Here is a 22639-nt window from a genome sequence, read left to right as displayed (position 1 = left end):
CGAAAGCCTTGTCATACATCCTCTTCGACCGCCAGAACGACTCTTTTTCCCTTATCCGTTCTATCCGTGTTATCCGTGGTTCCCTCTCTTTCTCCGAATTGCAGATGGCCCTCCACCTCGAAAAGGAAACCTACGAAATCCTCGGAGCCTGCTTCGAGGTGTACAACCAGATGGGCTGCGGATTCGTCGAGCCTGTCTACCACAACTGTTTGTTGATTGAACTGACTCAACGAGGCATCCCGTTTGAATCGAAAGTTCCGCTGGCGCTCGCCTACAAGGGCCATCCACTGGAGCTCACGTTCATTCCCGACCTCGTCTGCTTTGGTTCCGTCATCGTTGAGATCAAGGCAGTCAAAGACCTGAACGACGTGTTCCGCGCTCAGGTCCACAACTACCTCAAAGCGGCTGGCCTGAAGGTGGGCCTGCTCGCCAATTTTGGAAGTCATCCCAAGCTGGAGTACGAACGGATTGTTCACTGACGATCGGCACGTTGTCGTTCTGTCTGTGACGTCCGGGTGTTCCGTGGTTGAACGAAGTCATGGGTAAGCCAACCGGTTTTAAAGAGTACGCCCGCGAGACCTACCACGAGCGCGCGCCGAAGTTGCGGATCCTCGACTGGAACGAGTTCAACGAACCGCTCGAGCCGAAGCATCTCCGCACCCAGGGCGCCCGCTGCATGGATTGCGGCATCCCCTTCTGCCACACCGGCGAGCTCATCGCCGGCATGGCCGCCGGGTGCCCCGTCCACAACCTGATCCCCGAGTGGAACGACCTCGTCTACCACGACCAGTGGCACGAGGCCCTCGATCGCCTCCACAAGACGAACAACTTCCCCGAGTTCACCGGCCGCGTCTGTCCCGCTCCCTGCGAAGGCAGCTGCACGCTCGGTATCACCTCGCCCCCCGTCGCCATCAAGACGATCGAAAAGTCGATCATCGAGCGCGGCTTTGAAGAAGGCTGGGTGAAGGCCAATCCTCCCCGGGAACGCACCGGCAAGACCGTCGCTGTCATCGGTTCCGGCCCCGCCGGCCTCGCGTGCGCCGCCCAGCTCAATAGCGCCGGACACCTCGTCACCGTCTTCGAACGGGCCGATCGTATCGGCGGCCTGCTGATGTACGGCATCCCCCAGATGAAGCTCGAGAAGGACATCATCGACCGCCGCGTGAACCTCCTCGCCGAAGAAGGAGTGAAGTTCGTCACAAACTGCGAAGTCGGTAAGACGATCCCCGCCGAGACGCTGAAGAACGACTTCGACGCCATCGTCATCTGCACCGGCTCCACCCGCCCCCGCGATCTCAACATCCCGGGCCGCGAGCTGAAGGGCATCCACTACGCGATGGAATTCCTCCACGCGAACACGAAGAGCCTGCTCGATTCCGAGCTGAAGGACGGCCAATACATCTCCGCGAAGGGGAAGCACGTCATCGTCATCGGCGGCGGCGACACCGGAAACGACTGCCTCGGCACCAGCGTCCGCCACGGCTGCAAGAGCCTCGTGAACTTCGAAATCGTTCCGCAGCCTCCGGAAGAACGCGCGGCCAACAACCCCTGGCCTCAGTGGCCCAAGACGTTCAAGGTCGATTACGGCCATGCGGAAGGCGCCGCCGTCTTCGGTCGCGACCCCCGCGAGTTCTCAATCGAAACCGTCGAATTCATCGGCGATGGAAACGGCAACCTGAAGGCGCTCAAGACGGTCCTCGTCGACTGGACCAAGCCGGTCGCCGGCGGCCCTCCGTTCAGCAAGGTGCCCGGCAGCGAAAAGGAATGGCCGGCCGACCTCGTCTTCCTGGCCCTCGGCTTCCTCGGACCTGAGCACCCTGTCGCGGAGCAGCTCGGCGTGAAGATCCGCGAAGCCCGCGGCGCGATGAGCTGGTTCGAAGCCGACTACGGCAAGTACCAGACGAGCGTGCCGAACGTCTTCGCAGCCGGCGACTGCCGCCGCGGACAGAGCCTCATCGTCTGGGCCATCAACGAAGGCCGCGAAGCCGCCCGCGAATGCGATCGGTTCCTGATGGGGACGACGAAGCTGCCGTAGGCCATTTGCGAATGCCGCGATTTCGGAAGCCCGGCTCCTTTTCAGAGGCCGGGCTTCTTCGTTTCAGCTCGCGCCAACCGACTCGTCCAGCCTCTTCCACGACAGCCACTGCATCCGGGGGTGATGGAAGAAACTCTTCCACAGATTCCCCTTGATCGAAACGGATCGCCGGCCGTCGCGGTGCAGGTAGCCGAACCATTCTCCATGGACGGGATCCGCAAAATGCTGGTGGGACCAGTCGTGAACCTGCCGATGCCAGCCTGCGTAACGCTCGTCGCCGGTCATCTGCCAGGCCATCAGCGTGGCGATGATCGCCTCGTCGTGCGGCCACCAGAACTTCATGTCGTGCCAGTACTCCTGGACAGGCTTGTGGTCGACGTCGCGGAAGTAAAACAGACCGCCACACTCTTCGTCCCAGCCGCGGTCCCACATCCAGTCGAGCATCTGACACGCCATGCGCGTGAGCCGTGAATCACGGCGGTACTCGGCCTCCAGCAGGATGAACCAGGCCGCCTCGATGGCATGGCCCGGATTCAGCTGACGTCCGTCGAAATGATCGACGATGTCGCCGTTCGGCGCAACATTCTCCATCACGACGCGGCGATCGGGCTTCACAAACAGCGTTTCGATCTCTTCCAGGCAGCGATCGACGATCGCCTGATGCCGGGCGTTGACGCCGAAATTCGACCGCAGCTCCTGCACGGTCGAGATGGCCATCATCCGCGGGCCAAGCCCGATCATCGGACGGGTGTCCGTGAACTTGGGAGGCATCCGCCCGGGAGTGAAATTCCAGTCGTAGAACAGGTCGAACAATTCACACGACCGCGTCGCGTGTTCGTCGGAGTCCAGGGCGCGGGCCGCCGCCGCATGCGCGATGGAGGCGAAGCACTCGCTATAGGCATAGCGCCGTTTCCGGATCGGCCGTCCGTCGGCAGTCACGTGGAAGAACATGCGTCCGTCGGCATCGAAGCAATGCTTCGAGAGGAATTCGAGCCCCGCGAGGCCCCACGCGAGCCATTCCGGGTTCGGGCTGAGCGTGTTGTAAAGCGTCAGCAACATCCAGCTCATGCGTCCCTGCGCCCACACCGATTTGTCCGTGTCGAGCAAAGAGCCGTCGTGATCGAGGCAGTGCAGGAACCCGCCGTGAACCGTGTCGATCGATCGCGGAAACCAGAAGGGGATCGTGCTGTTGAGCAGATCTGTCCGGTAGAAGTCCCGGAAGAATTGTCGGCCCTCCGGTGTCGCGAGAGTGAGGGCCGGCGAGTCCATGGTGTTCATGAAGGATCTGAAGAAGACAAAACGAAGGAACTACCTCGTGACCAAGGTCCCCTTGGTCACGCACTCTCTGCGAAGCTCTGCTTCGCGTTGCCGAGCCCCCGTTGCGCTGCTCGAAAGTCACCGGAAGTCATTGCTTCTCGTAGATCTTCTGCCCGCCCACCCACGTGGAGAGTACCTGCGTGTCGCGAATCTCCTTCTCCGGGCAAGTGAGTAAGTCGCGATCGATCACGATGAAGTCCGCCAGCTTGCCGGGTTCCAGTGACCCGCGGTTCTGTTCATCGAAGAGAATGAAGGCGTTGTTGATCGTGTACAGCCGGATCGCTTCTTCCCGGGTGATGACCTGCTCCGGATGCAGAGGGCCTTCAAAACGGCGGGGGATGCGGGTCATCGCCGTCTCGATTCCCAGCCACGGGTTGTAGGCGTTGATCGATCGGAAGCTGCCGATCTTCTGCATGTGGTCCGAGCCGCCGCCGATGATGACGCCTTTGTCGAACAGCGTGCGATACGGCTGGAACCACGTCATCCGTTCGTTGCCAAACTGGTTGAACAGCGTCCGGCCGTCCGAGTACAGCCACACCGGCTGCAGGTCGGCCACCACGCCCAGTTCCTTCATCGAGGCAATCACCTCGGAACTCATGAAATTGCAGTGCGTGATGTTGGGACGGGTCGGAGCCACGGGGAAGTCGCTATTCACGCGGCGGTAGGCATCGACCATCGCCTTCGTCGCGGCGTCGCCGACGGCATGAGCCGTGAACTGCAGGTCGCGCTCGAGGGCGTACTTCGCGGTTTCATAAAGGCGATCGGCCTCGATCTGCCGGACGCCGCGGTACTCAGGATCGGTGATCGAATAGATCGTGCTGACGCCCCAGGGCTTTTCCATGTAAGCGCTGCCGGTAAGCATGCCACCATCGAGGAAACACTTCACGCCGCGGAGCCACAGCCGGTCGTTGTAAGCGTGCAGCGGATGCGCGGCAGCCTCGTCCAGCGACTTCTTCACCTTCTCGAAGTCCTGGTTGGGATCGAGCGCCCAGCAAAGAAAGGTGCGGCAGGTCAGGTCGCCCGATTCCCGCGCAGCCTGGTAGATCTCGATGGTGTCCGGCCCCGCGTTCCGCTCGGCCACTCCCGTCAGTCCGACAGAGTTGTAGTCCCGCATCAGCTTGCCGAGCGCTTCCACCTTCTCTTTGGCGTTCGGCTTGCGATCGGGCGATTTGGCTTTGGCGAAGCGCGTGGAGCCGCGGAGCATCCCGGTCGGTTCGCCGCTGGCGTCCTTCTCAATCTGCCCCGACTTGCCGTCCTTGATCTCGAAGTCGCGGTCGATGCCGCTCGCTTTCAGCCCGAGCGAGTTGAGCATCGCATCGGGGCCGGTTCGGAACATCACCGGATGCTTCGGAGCGGCTTCGTCGAGTTCCTTCTTCGTCGGGAACCGCTGGTCGCGGAGACGGGTGATGAACACCTGGCTGACGACGATCCAGCTCCCTTCGGGAACGACGGTCACTCGCTCGCGGATGTACGCGAGAACGTCGTCGACGGTATCCATGTCGCGGACTGGATGGTCGAACTCATAGATGGCGGCGCTCGCGGCGTGGACATGGCTGTCAATCAGGCCGGGAAGCACCATCCTGCCCCCGAGATCGATCTGCTTCGTCTCGGGGCCGGCCAGCTTCAGAACGTCGGCGCTGGAGCCGACAGCCGAGAGGCGGTCTCCGGTCACCGCCATCGCGTCCACGATCTCGAACTTCGGATTGACCGTGACGATCCGGCCATGATGGAGGATGAGATCAGGGGGCGCGGCCGAAGCCACGGCCAGGCCGAGTGTCACCTGGAGGAGGGAGGCCAGCAGCAGAGGCTTCATCGCGTTCGATCCTCACCGGTGCAAAACAAAGCGGGCGTTCGGTGAGTGTGTCTCGGCACGACCGTTCCCGCAATCAGCGCAGGGATCACGCATCCGCCTTCATCTCTTTCCGCCTGTTCACAGCCGTGCAGGCCAACCAGCGTCGTCGCACAATCGGGAGAGGGCTTGTTCCGCCCCCATCCGCGGCTGGCGGGGATGGGGATGGGGATGGGGATGGCCGGACTTCACTTGCCAGGAAGTTTCGCTTCAACTGTCCCCATGCAGACTTTTCATGACGTCGCCTGCACCGTCTGCGGATGTGTGTGCGACGATCTGACGCTGACATTCGACGGCGACCGGCTCACAGGTGACGAGCGGGCGTGTGAACTGGCGCGTCCCTGGCTGTACTCGCTCAACGAGGCCCGCCCGCCAGTGGCCCGGCTTCAGGGGGCGGAGGCGACACTCGAAAAAGCGATTGGGGAAGCGGCGACCCTCCTCAAGGGGAGCCGCGCTCCTTTGATCTATGGGTTGTCCCGCAGCAGCACACCGGGACAGCGGGCAGCCGTGAGCCTGGCCGACCAGATCGGGGCCATCATCGACACCACGGCCTCCAAGGGGCATGGACCTTCGATCATGGCGATCCAGGAAATCGGCGAATCGACTTCCACCCTCGGAGAAGTCGCCCGACGGTCGGATCTCGTGATCTTCTGGGGGGCCGATCCGGCCCAGACGCATCCCCGGCATTTCGAACGCTACTCGATCGAACCAACGAGCGACCTGCTGCCCCACGGCAAAGAAGACCGGCACGTCATTGTCATTGACGTTCACAAGACGCAGACGGCCGCCGTCGCCGATGAAGTCATTCTGGTTCAGGAAGGTCGCGACTTCGAAATGATCGCCGCGCTGCGGATGCTGGTTCGCGACCCGGACTGCTCGCCAGTCGTCGATTGCGGCGTGCCGCTCGAGCAACTGCGCTCTCTCGCGAAGCGGATGACCGAATGCCGCTACGGGGCCGTCTTCTTCGGACTGGGGATCGCGTCACTGCACCTGGGCCACCTGGCGGTCGAGGCACTGCTCGAACTGACAGCCGACCTGAACGAGAAAACGCGGTTCATCGCCCGCCGGCTGCGGGTGTCGGGGGACGTCTCCGGCGCCGACAGCGTGCTCTGCTGGCAGACAGGCTTCCCGTTTGGCGTCGATCTGTCGCGCGGCGTTCCCCGGTTCAATCCAGGGGAGTTCACGACGGAAGACCTTCTCGAGCGGGGCGAAATCGATGCGTGCCTCCTCGTCGGAAGCTGGAACCTCCCGCACCTTTCGAAGAAAGCCCTGGCGTTTCTGCAGACCCTGCCGTTGATCGTGCTCGATCCGCCGAACGCCCTCCCGCCGCTCGTCGCGCCGGCCGTGCAGTTCACGACGGCCGTGTATGGCATCCACGCCCCGGGGACGGCCTACCGGATGGATGAGGTGCCGATTCCGCTGCGGAAGCTGGTCGATTCCCCCTATCCCACGGATGACGACGTGCTGCATGCAATCGCCGCGAATCTGAAGGGAATGGCTGACGCGACGGCGTAGCAGCAGGGGGTCGACGCCTCCCGCTCGCCTTTGGTGGGAGGCGCGGAGTCGGGCAGTAGCCGGGGAGCCTGCCCTATTCAGCCTTCGTTCGCGGCTTCTTGAAGGGCTCGCCGTGGCGGCGTTCGAAGGCGAAGACGAGCGCCTCGTGGAGGAACTTGATCCGGTCGACGGCGGCGGGGCTTTGCTTCTCCAGCTTCGCGGCCCGCAGCGCCTTCCAGACCCCGTTGATCGCCTTTCGTTCGGTCTGCCGACTTTCCGGGACGCCTCCCCCCGGCTTGAAGAACAGCCGCATGACTGTCGCGCGATCCTCGCCGCTGAAGCTGGCGATCGCCTCGACGTAGCGCTTCTGGAGGGCGTTCAGACGGGTTGCTGGGGCCATGGGACGCTTCATGTCAGAGGATCACGGGGCCGACAAGCCCCGCTCGCCGAGATGACGAAAAACAGGGCGCTGGCAGCATTCGCAGCGCGGTGGGAGTCACCCTTCCCGGGAGAGCGGCGGTTATCCGCCGACCATCTCGTACATGCCGTGCCCAGCCTGTTTGAGCTTCCCCTGTTTGCACAGTTCGAGCCAGATTTCCTTGGGATACTGGTTGGGGGGTGAGATGGCGACCACCCCGGAACGGCCGCCGCCGGACATCGGACCGTGGCCCACCTTGGACTCGTCATCCAGACGGGTGAGTTTCAGGCGTTTCTTGAAGGCCTGGTAGGCCCGTTTGAGTTCTTCTTTGGAGAACGGTTCGGCCGGAGTCGGTTGGTCGGACATGGGACGCTTCGAGGTTGATGGCGAGGCGAAGCGGCCAGTTTCCAGGGGCCGCTCGTTGGAAGGATGGTAGCGGAACGCGAGGACCGCGGGAGACCACGGCCCCGAGTGGACCAGCACAGAGTTGAGGGACCTGTTCTCCCTCGCCCCCGCTGGACGCCGCCGCCAAAGCCCCCGACGCCCGGGAAAGCCCGCTGCCGCCCACGCGCAACCTCTGCCGTCAGGGGAGGAGTCCGTTCTTTGGCAACTCGAAACACCGGAAGCGATCGCCCCGACGAAACGGGAGGACAAACGCCTCAAAAGTTCGTCACACATGTCACAGTTGTCACAGGTCCAGAATTTCCAATGGTTCAGACGGTTTTCCGCTGTCACAGGTCTTCGTCACAGGTCGTCACACGTCTCGCGGCCGCCCGCTGTCGAGAATTCCCGAACATGATACACTTGTTCAGGTATGCCTCTTCCTCCTCCCAAAGGCCGTGGGTCGCCGATCGCTCCACCGAACCGCTTCGGCGGTCAGCATGAGGAGAAGGATCTTGAGCATGTCTCCGACGACCAGGAGACGCTTGCGGAACTGGCTCGGGCGGAGACCACTTACATCCCGGACGACTCGCGAACGGTCATCAGCGAGAACGACAGCCCGGACATCTCCTTCCGGTACAGCCTGAATCCTTATCGCGGCTGTCTGCATGGGTGCTCGTACTGCTACGCCCGGCCAACGCACGAATACCTGGGGCTGAACGCGGGGATCGACTTCGAGACGAAGATCTTCGTCAAGCACAAGGCGCCGGAGCTGTTTCGCGAGTGGCTGTCGCGTGACAAGTATGTGCCCGAGACGGTGATGATGTCGGGGGTAACCGACTGCTACCAGCCGGCCGAGCGGGAGTTCCGGATCACGCGGGGTTGCCTGGAAGTCGCGCGGGACGCCGGGCAGCCGATGGGAATCGTCACGAAGAATGCCCTGGTGACTCGCGACCTCGATGTCCTGGCGGACATGGCGGCGCGAAATCTCGTTGCGGTCGCGATCAGCATCACGAGCCTCGATCCGGAGGTGACTTCGAGCCTCGAGCCACGGTCGAGCCGGCCCGAGGCGCGGCTGCGGGCGATCCGCGAGTTGTCGGCGGCGGGAGTGCCGGTGCGGGTGATGGCGGCCCCGATGATTCCCGGGCTCAACGACAGCGAGATGCCGGCCATCCTGCGGGCGGCCCGGGAGGCCGGGGCGCGGTTCGCCTCGTACACGCTGGTGCGGCTGCCGTGGACGGTCAAGCCGGTGTTTCAGGAGTGGCTCGACCGAACGCAGAGCGAATCGGTGCGGGACAAGATTTCGTCACTCATCCTGCACACGCGGGATGGGAAGTGGAACGACGCGAACTTCGGCAGCCGGATGCGCGGGCAGGGGGCGATTGCGGAGCAGATCAAAGTGACGTTCCAGGTGTTCTCGAAGAAGCTGGGATTCGAGCGTGGCGGAGCAGGACTGGACGCCTCCCAATTCCAGCCACCAGTGGGCCGCGATGGGCAGATGCGGCTGTTTTGAGGCGTGGAAGCTGGATTTGCCGCGGAGGAAGAGGAACCACGGAATACACAGGAATTGTCTGTCTGAAGGCGGGGCGTTTTTCTGAAGTGGGGCATCAGCGGGCGCCCCGTTTCGCTCTTTCTCTTCCGTGTGGTCCGTGTCTCCCGTGGTTCCTTTTCATTGAACCTTGCTCGACGAATCCTGGGAGAAGAGGGAACCGCGGATCACACGGATGAAAAGGATAAATGGCGGTTCGCACTGCCTGCCTGTTTGAGCGTAGGGGGCGTCCTCGATTTCGGCCGGTTGTCAGTCGATGGCCTGATTCCGAAGGCTTTTATCCGTCTGATCCGTGCGATCCGTGGTTCTTTTCCCTTCGAGTCGTCGCAGGAATCTCAAAGTTGCCCCGGCTCGTTGAAGCCATCCCACGATCTGCCTAAGCTACGGGATGCTCTTCATTTTCGCTGCTGCCGCCAGGGAGGCTCTCTCCGATGCTTGACCGGGTTCAAGAAACCGGCCTCACGTTTGATGACGTCCTGCTCGTTCCTGCTTACAGCGAGGTCGTCCCGGCGGACGTCGATGTCGCCTCGAAGCTGACACGCAACATCACGCTGAACGTTCCGATCATCTCCTCCCCGATGGACACCGTCACCGAGAGTGACATGGCGATCGGGATGGCTCAGGAAGGCGGGATCGGAATCATCCACAAGAACATGACCGCCGAGCGGCAGGCCATGGAAGTGGATCACGTGAAGCGGTCGGAGAACGGCATCATCTTCGATCCGGTGACGATGTCGCCGGAGGCAACGGTCGCCGACCTGGTTCAGATGATGGACCAGCGAAACATCGGCGGTGTTCCGATTACGAAAAATGGGAAGCTTGTTGGAATTATGACGCGCCGCGACCTGCGGTTCCTCGATTCGGGGTCGACCCGGATCGAAGACGTCATGACCAGGGAAAATCTCATTACCGCGAAAGAAAATACGAACCTGAAGGACGCGGAACGGATTCTCCGGGAAAACAAGGTGGAGAAACTTCTCCTTGTCGACGATGAATTCCAACTAAGAGGCCTGATCACGATCAAGGACATCGACAAAAATCTGCGATTTCCTAAAGCGTGCAAGGACCACCGGGGGCGATTGAGAGTCGGGGCGGCGGTCGGGGTCAATGACCACGAACGCGTGACCCGGCTGATTGAGGCAGGGGCGGATGTGCTCGTGGTCGACAGCGCCCACGGGCACTCCAGGAACGTGATCGAGAGCGTCAAGGCCATCAAGAAGGAATGGTCGATCGACGTGATCGCCGGCAACGTCGCCACGATCGAGGGAGCGAAGGCTCTCCTCGACGCCGGGGCGGACGCCGTGAAGGTGGGGATCGGCCCCGGATCGATCTGCACGACCAGGGTCGTGTCAGGCGTCGGCGTGCCGCAGCTGACGGCTGTGGCCAACGCCGCGAAAGCGGTCCAGGGAAGTGATGTGCCGATTATTGCGGATGGGGGCATCCGCTATAGCGGCGACATCACCAAGGCTCTGGCGGCCGGGGCATACACCGTGATGCTCGGCGGCCTTCTGGCCGGCCTCGACGAAAGCCCAGGCGAGATGATCCTGTTCCAGGGCCGCACGTTTAAGCGGTATCGCGGAATGGGATCGCTGGGAGCGATGGTTCAGGGGAGCAGCGACCGTTACCGGCAGACGTTGACGGAAGACGATTTGAAGGGGCGTCCGAAGCTCGTGCCGGAAGGTGTCGAGGGACGGGTGCCCTACAAGGGACCACTGCACGGACTGCTGTACCAACTGGTCGGTGGAATTCGTGCAGGAATGGGTTACCTGGGGGTGCGGACCATCGCACAGCTTCGCACGGAAGCGAAGTTCCTCCGGGTCACAGCGGCCTCGGTTCGGGAGAGCCACCCGCATGACATTGCGATTACTCAGGAATCACCGAATTATTCGACGGAACACTCGCCTCGCGAGTGAGCCCGCCGGGCCCGCGCCCGGAGGCATCCCGTCTCCGGGCAGGCCCCTGTTCGGCCTGTGGAAGTCGCTCCAGCAGGCGACCGCCTGGCGCGGCTGGTCGACGGCCGTCCTGATGGCCGCCTGCAGCCTGGCGTGGAACACGGCCGGCTACGCTGCTGATGAACCATCGGACCCGATCTCGAAACTCGGCCAAAGATCGGCGCTGCAGCGGTGGAAGGAAGCTCGATCCGAATGGACCGGGATGGGCGCCGCCCGTCGCGAACGCCGCCAGCAGCAGAAGCATGGCGCAGCGCTCGACACCACCTTCGCGCCGGACGTCGCCGCTCCGACTCAGCCGCTCCCCGCGATCAACGTCCCTCTCGACAGCGATCCGATCGATCCTCCGGCGACGATCGACCTCTCGCCCGCGTTGACCCAACCTGAGCCGGAGGCCCCGAGGTTCCTCGCGCCGCCCAGACACGCGGCTTCCAGCCGGCCGACGCCCGAGGCAGCACCGCCGGTCCCGGCAGCGACCGCATCGGTTCAGGGGGAGCCTGCGCCGTTTCCGGTCGCCCTCACCCCGGAACCGCTCTCCCCGCCGAAGACCGCAAGTGCGACCGTGGAACCGCCGATTCCTCTCCCGGCCGTCCAGAACCTTCCGGACGTTCCGCCACAGGTGGAGCGGTTTGCGCCCGCGTCGATCGTGGTGGAGAAACCGGCCGTTCCTGAAACCAGCAGCCAGCTGCTGCCGCTTCCAGATCTGGCGCCGGCCCAGCCGACGGCGACCGCCCTGCTGAATCAGATTCCTCGCACGCCAGTCGCGCCGTCACCCACCCCCGCGCCTCCTTCGACCCGTTCGGCCCCGCCTCCAGCGCCGAGGCTGCCGGACGATTCGCCGCGCTACGAAATACCCAGGTCCGAGCTGTTGGTTCCTCCAGCCCCCGATGCGGCGGGGCGACAGCGTTTCGCCGGCCCGGTGGAGCTTCCGCAGCTCAAAAAGATCACCGAGATCCAGCCATTCAAGAGCTGCTCAACGGACGGCAGTGGCGTGAAAATGTGTCCGCCGAACACTGCCGGCGAGGGAGCGGATCGCTGCCCGGAGCAACATCCGCTTCCGGTGTTCGAAGGCGCGGACCGCAACTTCATCGACATCGAATACTGCTGGGACGCGTCGAACCTGTTCCACACGCCGCTGTACTTCGAAGACGTCGGTCTGGAACGGTACGGACATACCTACTCCGAGCCTTTCCAGTCGATCGCCTCGGCGACGAAGTTCGGCGTGCAGCTCGCCGGGTTGCCCTACCAGATGGCCATGGCCCCGGTCCACAAACGGGAATATCCGCTCGGCTATTACCGGCCAGGCGATCCGGCGCCGTACAAGGCCTACCAGGTGCCGCTCAATGGCGAAGCGGCGTTCAAGGCCGCGTACTTCTACACCGGCATGTCGTTCATCGTGCCGTGAACGACTTCGACTATTCCGACAGGTAGAGCAGGCGCCCGCAGCTGCTGCAGAAGAGCAGGACGCCATTGTTCAGCTGGACGCGCTGCTGCGGCCTGAGGGCCACGTAGCATCCGGTGCAGACGCCGTTCTCGACGGGCGCCATGGCTTCGGCGCCGTGGGCATCGACGACGCGGCGGTACTGAGACAGTGTTTCGCCAGTGAGAACCTTCTCCGCGGTCGCCATCCGGCCCACGAGGTCGGCCTCTTTCTGCTTCAGGACCGGCTCCTCGGCCGCGAATTGCGCGGAATAGGATTTCTTGTCCGCTTCGGCCTGGCCGACTCGCTCGTGGGCGATGACGATTTCCTTCTGCAGGCGGTCGATCCGGTCGAGGTAATCGAGGATCTCGTCCTCCATCACCGCCTTGGCGGCGCCGTCGGCTTCAATCTGGCCTCGCAGAATGTCGTATTCGCGATTGCTGGCCGCCTGGTTCAGCTTTCCCCGCAGGTCGACAAGCTTCGCCTCGAGCGTTTTCAGTTCGAGCCCCTTGCGGTCAGCCGCCAGTCGCGTCTGTTTCAACTCTTCCTGCTTCGAGGTGACTTCGTTCTTCGCGTTGGTAATGACCTGATCGCGAATCTTGAGTTGCCGCGGACCGCGCGAAAGGTCTTCGCGGATCTCCTTGAGAGCGGAGTGCAGTCGATGAAGTTCCGTGAGGTCCGCAGCGACCGACATCGGTCTCGTCCTTCCCATGCAAGAAATTGAAATCGCATTTTACGGCGCGCGCCCCGCTGCGGCTAGGAACGTCATCACTTCCAGTGATCGGAGTGCCCGTCCGTGGTCCCGCATGCCGGGTCACTGGAGCGAAACGACGGTGCGTCCCAGCGCATGTCCGGCGAGCATCGCCTGCACAGCATCCCCCACCTTGTCGAGTGGTACCTCGACGGCCATCGCTTCGAGGCCGTCGATCTTCCACTCATGTCCGAGACGTCGCCAGATCTCGGTGCGGCGGTGGTCAGGGCACCAGGCTGAGTCGATGCCGGCCAGCGTGACACCCCTGAGGATGAACGGATAGACCGTCAGGGGCAGTTCGGCCCCGCCGACCACGCCACAAGCTGCCACGCAGCCGCGGTGATGTGTGGCCCGGATCATCGTCGCCAGTGCTGGCCCGCCGACGGTATCGACGCCGCCGGCCCAGGCCGCGTTGAGAAGGGGACGCGAACCCGAGTCCACAAAATCGGACCTGGGGATGACCCGGGATGCCCCCTGCTTGCGAAGCCAGTTGGCCTGCGATTCCTTCCCCGAGACGGCGGCGACGTTGTATCCCAGGCGGGCGAGAATGCGGATCGCGAGGCTTCCGACGCCGCCTGTCGCGCCCGTGACGACGATCTCACCCTGATCGGGCGTGACGCCATGTTCGAGGAGGGCTGCCACGCATTGAGCCGCCGTGAATCCGGCCGTCCCGAGCACCATTGTCTCGAAGGGAGTGAGTCCTTCGGGGACGTGCTGAACCCACGCCGCCGGCGCCCTCAGGTATTCCGACCAGGCGCCCCACCGCTCCACGCCGATCTCACGCCCTGTGGCGATGACTTCGTCACCCGGCAGGAATGCGGGGTCGGTGCTTTCCACGACCACACCCGCGGCGTCAATGCCCGGCACGTGCGGAAAGGTTTTGACGATGCCGCGATGGCCGCTGGCCGCCATCGCGTCCTTGTAGTTCAGAGAGGAGTGAGACACCCGGATGAGCACGTCATCGGCAGGAAGTTCGACGAAGGGCCGCTCCTGCACGGAACCATGAATCTCCTGGCCGACCTGCTCGACGAAGTAGCAGCGAAACGACTCTGGGCGCACCGAGGCGTCCTGAGAACTGCTCGCCTGGTGTTTCAGGAGAAATCGACGTCGATCGTTGCTTCGAGAAGCCATCCCGGTTGCTCAATCCTCGGCAGGTCTAGCCGGCCTGCTGAACCAGAATGACCGGCTGCTCGGGGCGAGTTCCGGGCATACAGAGGAGGAACGAGGCGAGGAATGTGAGGAGGAGCTGGGCCGCGTTGATCATTTTGGAATGCTGGTGCAGTAAGTCGAATTCCACGGTGAACTCGTTCGAGGGGTTCTCGAGGACCTTGAGAGTGAGCTTGTTCAGGGGGACGAACACTTCATAGTAGTCATAAGCCATCATGCCGCCGGCCCCGATCAGAAACAGCATGACCAGCGCCCAGCGGCTGGCCTTGAGGTAGCGGCGACGGAGAAAGAGCGACGAGACAAAGGAGATGCCGAGCAGAAGGCTGCCGGTGGCGTAGTAGTGGGGGAATCGTTCGATCGCGAGGCGCGCGACGATCTGCCGTCTGACGGAGTCGTCGGTCGGGAGGTCATTGGGAGGGACAACATCGGACGACTCGGCCGTCAGTTGAGCGGCTGCGTCATCCAACGGCTTCGGCGGCTTATAGAAGTTGGTCTGGTCGACGGCGACGATCACAAAGAGTACCGCAGCACCGATCCAGGCCGCGCTCGACATGCGGGCCAGTGCGAACATGAACGCGTGAATCATTCGGCATCGTCTTCAAGCAAGAACTCAAGCGGCAGCAGTTTCTCACCGAGCAGCTCGGACAAAAAGGTCGGCAGGTAGCCGGTCGGTCGCAACGCACGTCCATCCCGCCGGTCAAATACATCGTGAAGAATCAGCCGGCCCGTCCGTTCGTCGTACCCGGCCACTTCGGACACCTGCGTGACGACGCGGCTTCCACCGGCCTCGCGACTGATCTGGACCACCACGTCGAGCGCCGACGCAATCTGCCTGTGAATCGAAGCGACGGGAATCTCGGCCCCCATGAGCACCAGGAGCTCCAGTCGCTTGATGACTTCCTCGGAACTGTTGGCATGAACGGTCGTCATCGACCCGTCATGCCCCGTATTCATCGCCTGAAGCATATCAAGGGCTTCCGCCCCCCGACACTCTCCCACGATGATGCGGTCCGGCCGCATGCGGAGCGCATTCCGCACCAGATCTCGAATCGTGTACGCCCCGGTTCCCTCGACATTCGCCGGCTTCGACTCGAGCGACACCACGTGATCCTGCCGGAGCTGAAGCTCCTGCGTATCCTCGATGGTGATGATTCGCTCTTTGACCGGAATGAAGGCCGAGAGAACATTCAGCAAAGTCGTCTTTCCCGCGCCGGTCCCGCCGCTCACGAGAATGTTGCGTTGATTCACGACGCACGCCCGAAGGAACGCGGCCGCCGAGGCGGTGATCGTCGCGGACTCCACCAGGTCATCCATGGTGAACCGGGACGATGGAAACTTCCGGATCGTCAGGCACGGGCCGCGCACCGCCAGCGGGGGAATCACCGCATTCACCCGGCTGCCGTCATCGAGCCGCGCATCGACCAGCGGCTGACTCTTGTCGATCCGCCGGCCGACCTGCGCGACGATTCGCTCGATGATCGATTCAGTGACCTTGTCCGACAGGAATCGCCGTCCCGAAAGCTCGACGACGCCATCCCGCTCGACGTAGATCTGGTCGCTGCGGACCACCATGATTTCCGTGATCGTGGGTGCCCGCAGCAGGTCCTGAAGCGGTCCGTAACCGAACACCGTGTCCTTGAGATCCTTCTTCAGCGTCCGCAGGACAAGGTAGCGCCGCAGCTCGCGATGGATACTCGGACGCAGCTGCGGAAAGACCGCGGAAAACCTCGACTCGACCTGCCGGATCCGTCCGCTCAAATCCGGGAGCGCTTCCAGTTCGAGCTTCTCATGCGCGGCCGCCAGCAGGCTCTTGAGCTCGGTTTCCCGCTCGGGCACGAGCGTGGCCGGAAGGTCGAATTCGTTCCAGGTCAGACGCGCCGCGCGGGAGGCTTCGTCGTCGCTGTCCAGGATCAGCTGGTTGACGACATAGTCGCGCAGGACGAGCCCGACGATCTCTTCGAGCAGCGGATCGTTGGCTTCATTGAACAGCTTGAGCTCGCGGCAGACGTCCTCGATGTGATGTTCGAGTTGCAGGATGTTCCGCTCATCCCCCAGGCGGTTCTGCTCCAGTTCATACAGGTCGAATCGTCGCAGCAGCAGTTCATGGACACGGGTTTCCAGGCCGGACATCAGGCCCCGCAGGTGCTGCTCGAGTTCCAGGCGGCTGACGGGGACGATCTCCGACGTCTCGACGGTGATCGTGTAGGGCCAGATGCGGATCGTTTCGCCCGGCGTGAACTCGGCCGACTGTCCCCCGAGAACCTCGTTCTCCCCGACCATGCAGCTGTTCAGGCCGAGATTGTGGAGGACGAGCTGCCCGTTGACCCGGCGGATGAGGGCCTGCCGCTTGGAGACCAGCGGACTGTTGAGCGCCAGCGTGTTCACGCGGTCACGCCCGATCGTGACCACTTCCAGCTCGGTCTCCAGGACCGATCGGCGACTGTCGTGGACCTGGTTGTACCAAAGTCGCATTGGAGCAAACTGAGCCAGTAAACCGTGATCATGGCGTCCCGCTGACGATTCCCTCGGCGGGATCACGTCCACGTACAATAGGTGCGTCGCACGCGAATTTCAGTCATCGCACGAAAGTTGGGGCTCATCGGGCGGCCAATCATGTACAGACCCAGGGGCGCCCTGTGAGAGAGGCCCCCCGGGCAGAATTGCACGCGGCGCGTGCAATTCTGCGAAGGAGTTCGACACCCCCGAGGTTCTGACCTCAGGCATATGTCCATGCGGTGATGGGGCGAAAGTGCTGCCTGCGACGGAGATTGCGATTCGTGCATCCCATTGAACGGTGAGGGCACGTTTTCTGCTTCGGTAGTTCGACGTCCTTCATCTCGGCGTCGCTCCGCCGTTTCGTTTTTGCTGACTTCGATTCTCAGGATTTCCAATGCTTAGGGGCACCCGTACCGGGTTTACGTTGATTGAGTTATTGGTGGTGATCGCGATTATCGCGATCCTGATCGCGCTGCTGCTGCCGGCTGTTCAACAGGCCCGCGAGGCCGCACGGCGAACACAGTGCAAGAACAATCTGAAACAGTTTGGACTGGCTCTCCACAACTACCACGACACGGCGGACCGATTCCCTTACCGCATGGGGGGAACGACCGGCACGGGAACCAACGGCGACCGCGGCAGCGGACTCGTGCTCTTGCTGCCCTACTTCGAGCAGTCGGCTCTTTACAACCAGATCAGTTCCGCCCAGACGATCGGAGCGACCACGTTCCCGGCCTTTGGAGACAACTGCGACGACGGGACGCTCTACACGCTGTGGAAGAACGACATCCCGGCATTCACCTGCCCGTCGTCGCCGAACATCAAGCATTACCTGTCGCTGGTTCACTACGGGTTCTCGGCGGGCGACAGCGCCTGGTGGGCGACGCCGTACCTGAGCTTTGCGAACGCCCGTAACCTGGTTCGCGGGCCATTCGGGTTCCAGACCAACAAGCGGTTCGCGGATTTCGCGGACGGAACGAGCAACACGATCCTGATGGGTGAGCAGACCACCAGTCGCGGAGGTCGCGATGCACTGGGAGGCGTCCTTCGCGGACAGGGGAATGGCGTGGTCGACAACCCGGCCAGCTGCCTGCTGCTGGTGAATCGGGCGACCGGGGAATTCTCGGGCACCGGGACGGTTTCGACGAGCCGCGGCTCTCGATGGTGCAACGGCGTGATTGCCTACACGACGGTCAACACGATCCTTCCCCCGAACTCTCCGGCCTGCACGGTCGGAGCGGACTTCCGGGAAGCGGGCCAGTTTCCGGTGCAGAGCCGTCATACCGGCGGCGCACACGTTTTGATGGGCGATGGCTCGGTGCGCTTCGTCAGTGAGAACATCGACGCGGGCAACCTTGCCGCGCAGGACGTGCGGGCGGCCGCAGGCCGGTCGCCATACGGCGTCTGGGGTTCGCTGGGCTCGCTCGCAGGAGGTGAGACGGTTGGAGAGTTCTGATCGGCTTCCGGTCCACGCATGCGTGTCGGCCGGACCAGTGCGAACTCCAGCCGGGTGCATCCCGGCCGTCGAACCCAAAAAGCAATTCAAGGACATCTGAACCATGATTCTGACTGAGAGATTTCGGGGTGGCTGGCTGCTGGGAGCAGCGGTGGCCTTCCTGAGCGGCTGCGGCGCCGAAGAAGTTGTTGACCGCCCCAAGGTCTACCCCGTGGTTGGCGTCGTCATGCATGACAACAAGCCGGTGGAGGGGGCGACCGTGATGTTCGTCCCCCAGGGACACTCGAACGCCGCGGCGGCCATCACCGACGCGAACGGTGAGTTCAAACTGCAGACCTTCGCGGAGAACGACGGTGCGGTGCCGGGGAACTACAAGGTCACAGTGCGCAAGATCAAGATCGGCGCCCAGGCCGACTCCGGCAGAGACGATGCACCCGTCGGCGCCGGGGGGGAAACCTGGCTCCTTCCGAAGAAGTACGGTGACGCCGGTACGACCGACCTGACCGCGACGGTCAGCGAATCGGGCGAGAACAAGGTGACGCTGAAACTGACAGGCGCGGCCGGCGGCGCGGTGGGAGGTCCACCCGCGAACTTCAAAGGCAACGGCTGACGCCCTGCAGGCGTGCTGCAACTCGAATCACCCCGGCTGCGAAAAAGCAGCCGGGGTGTTTTTTTAGACCATCGTCGTGATCCGCACGTGCTTGTCGTGATGCGCGGTCGCGAAGCGGGTTCCGTCCGCGGAGAGATCCATGTCGCGAAGGATGTTCGGCGTCTGGAACTTGTGAACCGCCTTCTCCTGATCCGCCTTCCAGAACAGCAGCCAGCCGCCGCTCGACCCGCCGGAGGCGCCGACGAGGGTTCCGTCGGCGAGGTACACCAGGCGCCAGATTCCGCCGCCGGTGATTCCTTCCGTCACCTGCTGCTTCGCGAGCTTGCCGCTTTCCCATTCGTAGAGCATCACCAGCGGCTCGTGCACCGCGCCGAGCGGGTTGGTCGCCTTGTGGAGACCGCCGACGGCGAGGTATTTGCCGTCAGGGCTGATGGCGACGCCTCGCACGCCGCCAAAGTCGACCTGCTGTCCGGCGGCGTTGTAGCTGTGGACTTCCTTGGCTTCGAAGGTGCGGATCGTCGAGCCGCCCACCACGTCCCACTGCCGGACGTTCCCCAGGATGTCGCCCGAGCAGAGGAACTGTCCGCTCGAATGCCAGACGACGGAATAGACGTCGCGCGGATGGCCGGCCAGTTCTTTGACCAGCGAGCCGTCGGCCGTTTTCCACAGACGGACGAAGCCGTCGTTGCCAGCGGAGGCGACCAGCGATCCGTCGGGACTGACGGCGAGCTGCCGGACCCAACCCTTATGGGCGGTGACCTGGCGCACGGGGGCGGGGGCTTCGGCGGCGGCCTGCCACCAGGTGATTTTGCCTTCGCAGCCGCCTGAGATCAGGAACTCGCCGTTGGGCGTGCAGGCGAGGCCGTGGACCCAGGTGTCGTGTCCGCCAGGCATCGGCGTTCTCGCGCCGTCGTCGAGCTTGAAGCGGATGACGGTCTTTTCTTCGGCCCCACAGAAGACGTAGCGGCCGAGCGGATCGAAGCGGCAGGCGACAAGCGGGCGGTCATTCGCCCAGGCGGTGGCGACTTTGCACTTGGTGATATCAAACGCCGGGGGGGACGCGGGGGTGGCGTCAGGCATTGCAGGTCCGTTGCGAAGGGCCGTGAACGCCGGCGAGGCAGGACGAGGGCCGGCGGACGCGACTGAGGAGGGAAATCACACGCAGCGACGCACGAGGAACTCCAATTTATTGCCCGTTTCCCGCCCGGGATAGTCTCGGCCCAGGTCTGGAGCTGTCAGGGCAGGCGGATGTCGACGCTCGCGCGGTGGGCCGTCAGACCTTCCTTGTCGGCCATCCGCTGCACGTGCGGGGCGTCGGCCGCCAGGGACTGCGCGTCGTAGGCGATCAGCGACGACCGTTTGAGGAAGTCGTTGGCGCAGAGTCCGTTGGCGAAGCGGGCAGTCCCCCCCGTGGGGAGGACGTGCGACGGGCCGGCGACGTAGTCGCCCATGGCGACCGGCGTGTAGTGTCCGAGGAAGATCGCGCCGGCATTCTGGATTCCGGCGACCATCGCTTCGGGAGCAGCAGTCGAGATGTGGAGGTGCTCGGGGGCGAAGAGATCGGTGAGTCGGGCGGCCTCGGCGGCGTCGCGGGCGAGGATGAGGGCGCTGTAGTCGGTGAGGCTGCGGGCGGCGAGGTCTCCACGTTCAAGTCGGGCGAGCTGCTTCGTCAGCTCGTCCCGGACGGCGCTGATCAACGGCTCGTGCCAGGTAATGAGCACGCCCGAGCCGGGACTGTGCTCGGCCTGTGAGATGAGATCACTGGCGACGAAGTCGGCGCGGGCGGTGTCATCCGCCAGGACGACGACTTCACTGGGGCCGGCAATGCTGTCGATGTCGACTTCGCCATAGACGTGTTTCTTGGCGAGGGCGACGAAGAGGTTGCCCGGGCCGACGATCTTGTCGACCTGTGGCAGGCCGTCGACGCCGTAGGCCATCGCGGCGACGGCCTGAGCGCCGCCGACACGGTAGACCTCGGTCACTCCCAGCTCGTGGCAGGTCGCGAGGACATCGATGTTGTACGCGCCGAAGTCCGTCGGCGGGACGACGACGGCGATCTCCTTCACGCCCGCGACCTGGGCGGGAACGATGGTCATCAGCAGGGTCGACGGATAGGCAGCGGCGCCTCCGGGAACGCAGACGCCGATCCGCCGCAGGGGGAGATAGCGCTGGCGGAGCTCGATCGTCCCCTTCCCTGCCGGCCGCTTCACTCCCGCATCATGGACGAGGATCGCCTTCTGGAACTCTTCGATGTTTGCGCGGATGTGGCGAAGCGTCTGGAGGAATTCCGGCGAGGCCTTGGCGTGAGCGGCCGCGAGTTCTTCGGCGGGCACGCGCATCGACTCGCGGGTGAGCGCCTTGCGGTCAAGTTTTTCGGTGTAGTGCAGGAGGGCGTCGAGTCCGCGGGTCTTGACGTCGCCGCAGATGCGTTCGACCACCTGCTGGGGGGAGAGGGCCTCGCCGAAGAGGGCGATCGTCCGCTGGCGTCCGGCTTCGGAAACGATGTCGCCACGCGGGCTGAGTTTGGCGCGAAGCTCATCGATGAGCGCGGTGGCGTCCGAGGTACGGCAGTCGATGGTGGTGATCGGAAACATGGACATTCGTTGCTTGTAGGCCGCAGGTCATCGGCGGCCGCCAGATGGCCGGACGCGAACAGCTCTAGACCTCGCAGGATTCGCCCGAGGCGCTGTCGTCGACATCGGGATACTGTCCCGGACCATCGGAGGCGTAGTGGGTTCGCAGGACGGCGGCCCAGTCGGCCGGAGTTTTCACGATGCAGAAAGCGGCCCGCACCTGGTCGAGCTGCGGATGCAGTTTCGCGTACTTGACGCCGAACTTCCGCATCGGGGTGGTGCAGCGTTCGGGGCCGTAGGTTTCGAGGGCGAGGGCGAAGTGATGTTCGAGGACGTCGCGCTGCTGATGGACTGTGGGGGGCGGGGGGAGAGGCTCGCCGTTCCACAGGGCCTCGGCCTGCTGGAAAATCCAGGGATTGCCGATGGCTCCGCGGGCGATGGTGACGCCGTCGACGCCGGTCTCACGCATCATGTCGAGACAGGCCTGGGCCGAGAACAGGTCGCCGCTGCCGAGGATGGTGCGGTCGCCGACGTGGTCTTTCACTTCGCGGAGGAAACTCCATCGGCTCGGGCCGATGTACTTCTGTTCGACGGTCCGACCGTGGACGGTGATGGCGCTGACGCCGGCCGCGAAGGCGCCGTCGAGGATCTCGAAGAACCGGTCGCGGCTTTCGGCGGAATCATCAATGCCGCGGCGCATCTTCAGTGTGACGGGCACAGAGTCGGGAAGAGAGTCGCGCACGCGGCGGACGATCTCGAGGGCGACGGCGGGCTGGCTGAGGTGGTAACCGCCGCGGCAGCGTCCGAGAACCTTCTTGACGGGGCAGCCGAAGTTGATGTCGATGACGCTGAAGCCAGCCTCCATCAGCCGGACGGCAGCGGGGCCGAATTCCTCGGGCGAAGACCCCATGAGCTGTCCGCCGACGGGGTGCTCATCCGCGGTGACCTTGAGGTGGTGCTTCGTCCGCTCCCGTCCCTTCAACTGCAGGACGAACTGGTCGAGCAGCACTTCACAGAGGGCGTAGGACGCTCCGAACCGGCGGGCGAGAACGCGCATCGGCCAGTCGCTGTAGCCGCTGAGCGCCGCCTGCACGAACGGAGTCCGCAGCTGGAACGGTCCGATGCTCGGGGCGCGCAGTTCAGAAATGGAGGCGGTGGCGGTCACGGTCAGTCG

Annotated in this window: 19 protein-coding genes; 8 read left to right on the top strand and 11 right to left on the bottom strand. The window is 63.7% G+C overall.

All coding sequences use genetic code 11. The features are described 5' to 3' along the window. Nucleotides 1–104: 104 nt before the first annotated feature. Both Pan44_RS26495 and Pan44_RS26490 read left to right on the top strand, forming a co-directional pair. Nucleotides 105–479 carry a GxxExxY protein gene (locus tag Pan44_RS26495; RefSeq protein WP_145034737.1) on the top strand — a complete coding sequence of 125 codons (375 nt, stop codon included), beginning with the start codon at nt 105–107 and terminating at the stop codon, nt 477–479. A gap of 59 nt (nt 480–538) precedes the next feature. Next, a complete protein-coding gene (locus Pan44_RS26490; protein ID WP_145034736.1) occupies nt 539–2035 on the top strand; it encodes a glutamate synthase subunit beta in 1497 nt (498 codons plus the stop codon). Nucleotides 2036–2098: 63 nt separating this feature from the next. Here Pan44_RS26490 and Pan44_RS26485 read toward each other — a convergent pair whose 3' ends face one another. Continuing rightward, the gene (locus Pan44_RS26485) at nt 2099–3313 is read right to left on the bottom strand and encodes an AGE family epimerase/isomerase (protein ID WP_197453685.1); all 1215 of its coding nucleotides are present in this window, start codon (nt 3311–3313) and stop codon (nt 2099–2101) included. Nucleotides 3314–3440: 127 nt separating this feature from the next. After that, nucleotides 3441–5165, bottom strand: coding sequence for an amidohydrolase (locus tag Pan44_RS26480; RefSeq protein WP_145034735.1), 1725 nt, complete (start codon nt 5163–5165; stop codon nt 3441–3443). Between the two features lie 258 nt (nt 5166–5423). Between Pan44_RS26480 and Pan44_RS26475 the strand changes: the two genes are divergently transcribed. Beyond that, the gene (locus Pan44_RS26475; protein WP_145034734.1) at nt 5424–6716 is read left to right on the top strand and encodes a formylmethanofuran dehydrogenase subunit B; all 1293 of its coding nucleotides are present in this window, start codon (nt 5424–5426) and stop codon (nt 6714–6716) included. A 73-nt stretch (nt 6717–6789) separates the two neighbouring features. On the opposite strand, the gene Pan44_RS26470 is transcribed toward Pan44_RS26475, so the two are convergent. Together Pan44_RS26470 and Pan44_RS26465 are read right to left on the bottom strand one after the other, a co-directional pair. After that, nucleotides 6790–7095 carry a hypothetical protein gene (locus Pan44_RS26470; RefSeq protein ID WP_145034733.1) on the bottom strand — a complete coding sequence of 102 codons (306 nt, stop codon included), beginning with the start codon at nt 7093–7095 and terminating at the stop codon, nt 6790–6792. A gap of 120 nt (nt 7096–7215) precedes the next feature. Continuing rightward, entirely contained in the window at nt 7216–7479 is a 264-nt protein-coding gene (locus Pan44_RS26465) for a hypothetical protein (RefSeq protein WP_145034732.1), read from the bottom strand. A gap of 448 nt (nt 7480–7927) precedes the next feature. On the opposite strand from Pan44_RS26465, the gene Pan44_RS26460 reads away from it, so the two are divergent. From Pan44_RS26460 to Pan44_RS26450, 3 genes are all read left to right on the top strand, one after another. Beyond that, nucleotides 7928–9007 (top strand): PA0069 family radical SAM protein, encoded by a 1080-nt coding sequence (locus Pan44_RS26460; protein WP_145034731.1) that lies wholly within the window; start codon nt 7928–7930, stop codon nt 9005–9007. 467 nt (nt 9008–9474) lie between these two features. Continuing rightward, nucleotides 9475–10956 (top strand): IMP dehydrogenase, encoded by a 1482-nt coding sequence (guaB, locus tag Pan44_RS26455; RefSeq protein ID WP_145034730.1) that lies wholly within the window; start codon nt 9475–9477, stop codon nt 10954–10956. Continuing rightward, complete coding sequence (locus Pan44_RS26450; RefSeq protein ID WP_145034729.1) at nt 10895–12397, top strand: hypothetical protein; 1503 nt, start codon at nt 10895–10897, stop codon at nt 12395–12397. Before guaB ends, Pan44_RS26450 begins: the two co-directional genes overlap by 62 nt. 10 nt (nt 12398–12407) lie before the next feature. Here Pan44_RS26450 and Pan44_RS26445 read toward each other — a convergent pair whose 3' ends face one another. The 4 genes from Pan44_RS26445 to Pan44_RS26430 all read right to left on the bottom strand — a co-directional run bounded on the left by Pan44_RS26445 (nt 12408) and on the right by Pan44_RS26430 (nt 16802). Next, a complete protein-coding gene (locus Pan44_RS26445) occupies nt 12408–13106 on the bottom strand; it encodes a zinc ribbon domain-containing protein (protein WP_145034728.1) in 699 nt (232 codons plus the stop codon). 120 nt (nt 13107–13226) lie between these two features. Continuing rightward, a complete protein-coding gene (locus tag Pan44_RS26440) occupies nt 13227–14294 on the bottom strand; it encodes a YhdH/YhfP family quinone oxidoreductase (protein WP_145034727.1) in 1068 nt (355 codons plus the stop codon). Between the two features lie 25 nt (nt 14295–14319). Beyond that, nucleotides 14320–14916, bottom strand: a complete 597-nt coding sequence (locus Pan44_RS26435) for a hypothetical protein (RefSeq protein WP_145034726.1) — start codon at nt 14914–14916, stop codon at nt 14320–14322. Beyond that, nucleotides 14913–16802 (bottom strand): ATPase, T2SS/T4P/T4SS family, encoded by a 1890-nt coding sequence (locus Pan44_RS26430; protein ID WP_145034725.1) that lies wholly within the window; start codon nt 16800–16802, stop codon nt 14913–14915. The genes Pan44_RS26435 and Pan44_RS26430 overlap by 4 nt, the downstream gene beginning before the upstream one ends. Nucleotides 16803–17220: 418 nt before the next feature. Between Pan44_RS26430 and Pan44_RS26425 the strand changes: the two genes are divergently transcribed. Beyond that, on the top strand, nt 17221–18282 hold the full coding sequence (locus Pan44_RS26425; RefSeq protein WP_145034724.1) for a DUF1559 domain-containing protein: 1062 nt from the start codon (nt 17221–17223) through the stop codon (nt 18280–18282). Between the two features lie 103 nt (nt 18283–18385). Beyond that, complete coding sequence (locus Pan44_RS26420; protein ID WP_145034723.1) at nt 18386–18892, top strand: carboxypeptidase-like regulatory domain-containing protein; 507 nt, start codon at nt 18386–18388, stop codon at nt 18890–18892. 63 nt (nt 18893–18955) lie between these two features. Here the strand turns inward: Pan44_RS26420 and Pan44_RS26415 are convergent, their stop codons facing one another. The 3 genes from Pan44_RS26415 to Pan44_RS26405 form a co-directional block, all read right to left on the bottom strand. Continuing rightward, entirely contained in the window at nt 18956–19972 is a 1017-nt protein-coding gene (locus Pan44_RS26415; protein ID WP_145034722.1) for a WD40 repeat domain-containing protein, read from the bottom strand. 155 nt (nt 19973–20127) lie between these two features. Further along, entirely contained in the window at nt 20128–21492 is a 1365-nt protein-coding gene (gene hisD / locus Pan44_RS26410) for a histidinol dehydrogenase (protein ID WP_145034721.1), read from the bottom strand. Between the two features lie 58 nt (nt 21493–21550). Continuing rightward, nucleotides 21551–22630 (bottom strand): tRNA dihydrouridine synthase, encoded by a 1080-nt coding sequence (locus Pan44_RS26405; RefSeq protein ID WP_197453684.1) that lies wholly within the window; start codon nt 22628–22630, stop codon nt 21551–21553. Nucleotides 22631–22639: the final 9 nt, after the last annotated feature.

It is taken from the genome of Caulifigura coniformis (assembly GCF_007745175.1).
In the GTDB taxonomy this organism is placed as follows: domain Bacteria; phylum Planctomycetota; class Planctomycetia; order Planctomycetales; family Planctomycetaceae; genus Caulifigura; species Caulifigura coniformis.
The sequence above is the reverse complement of the archived record's forward strand: the minus strand, read 5'-3'. Positions and strand labels throughout refer to the sequence as shown.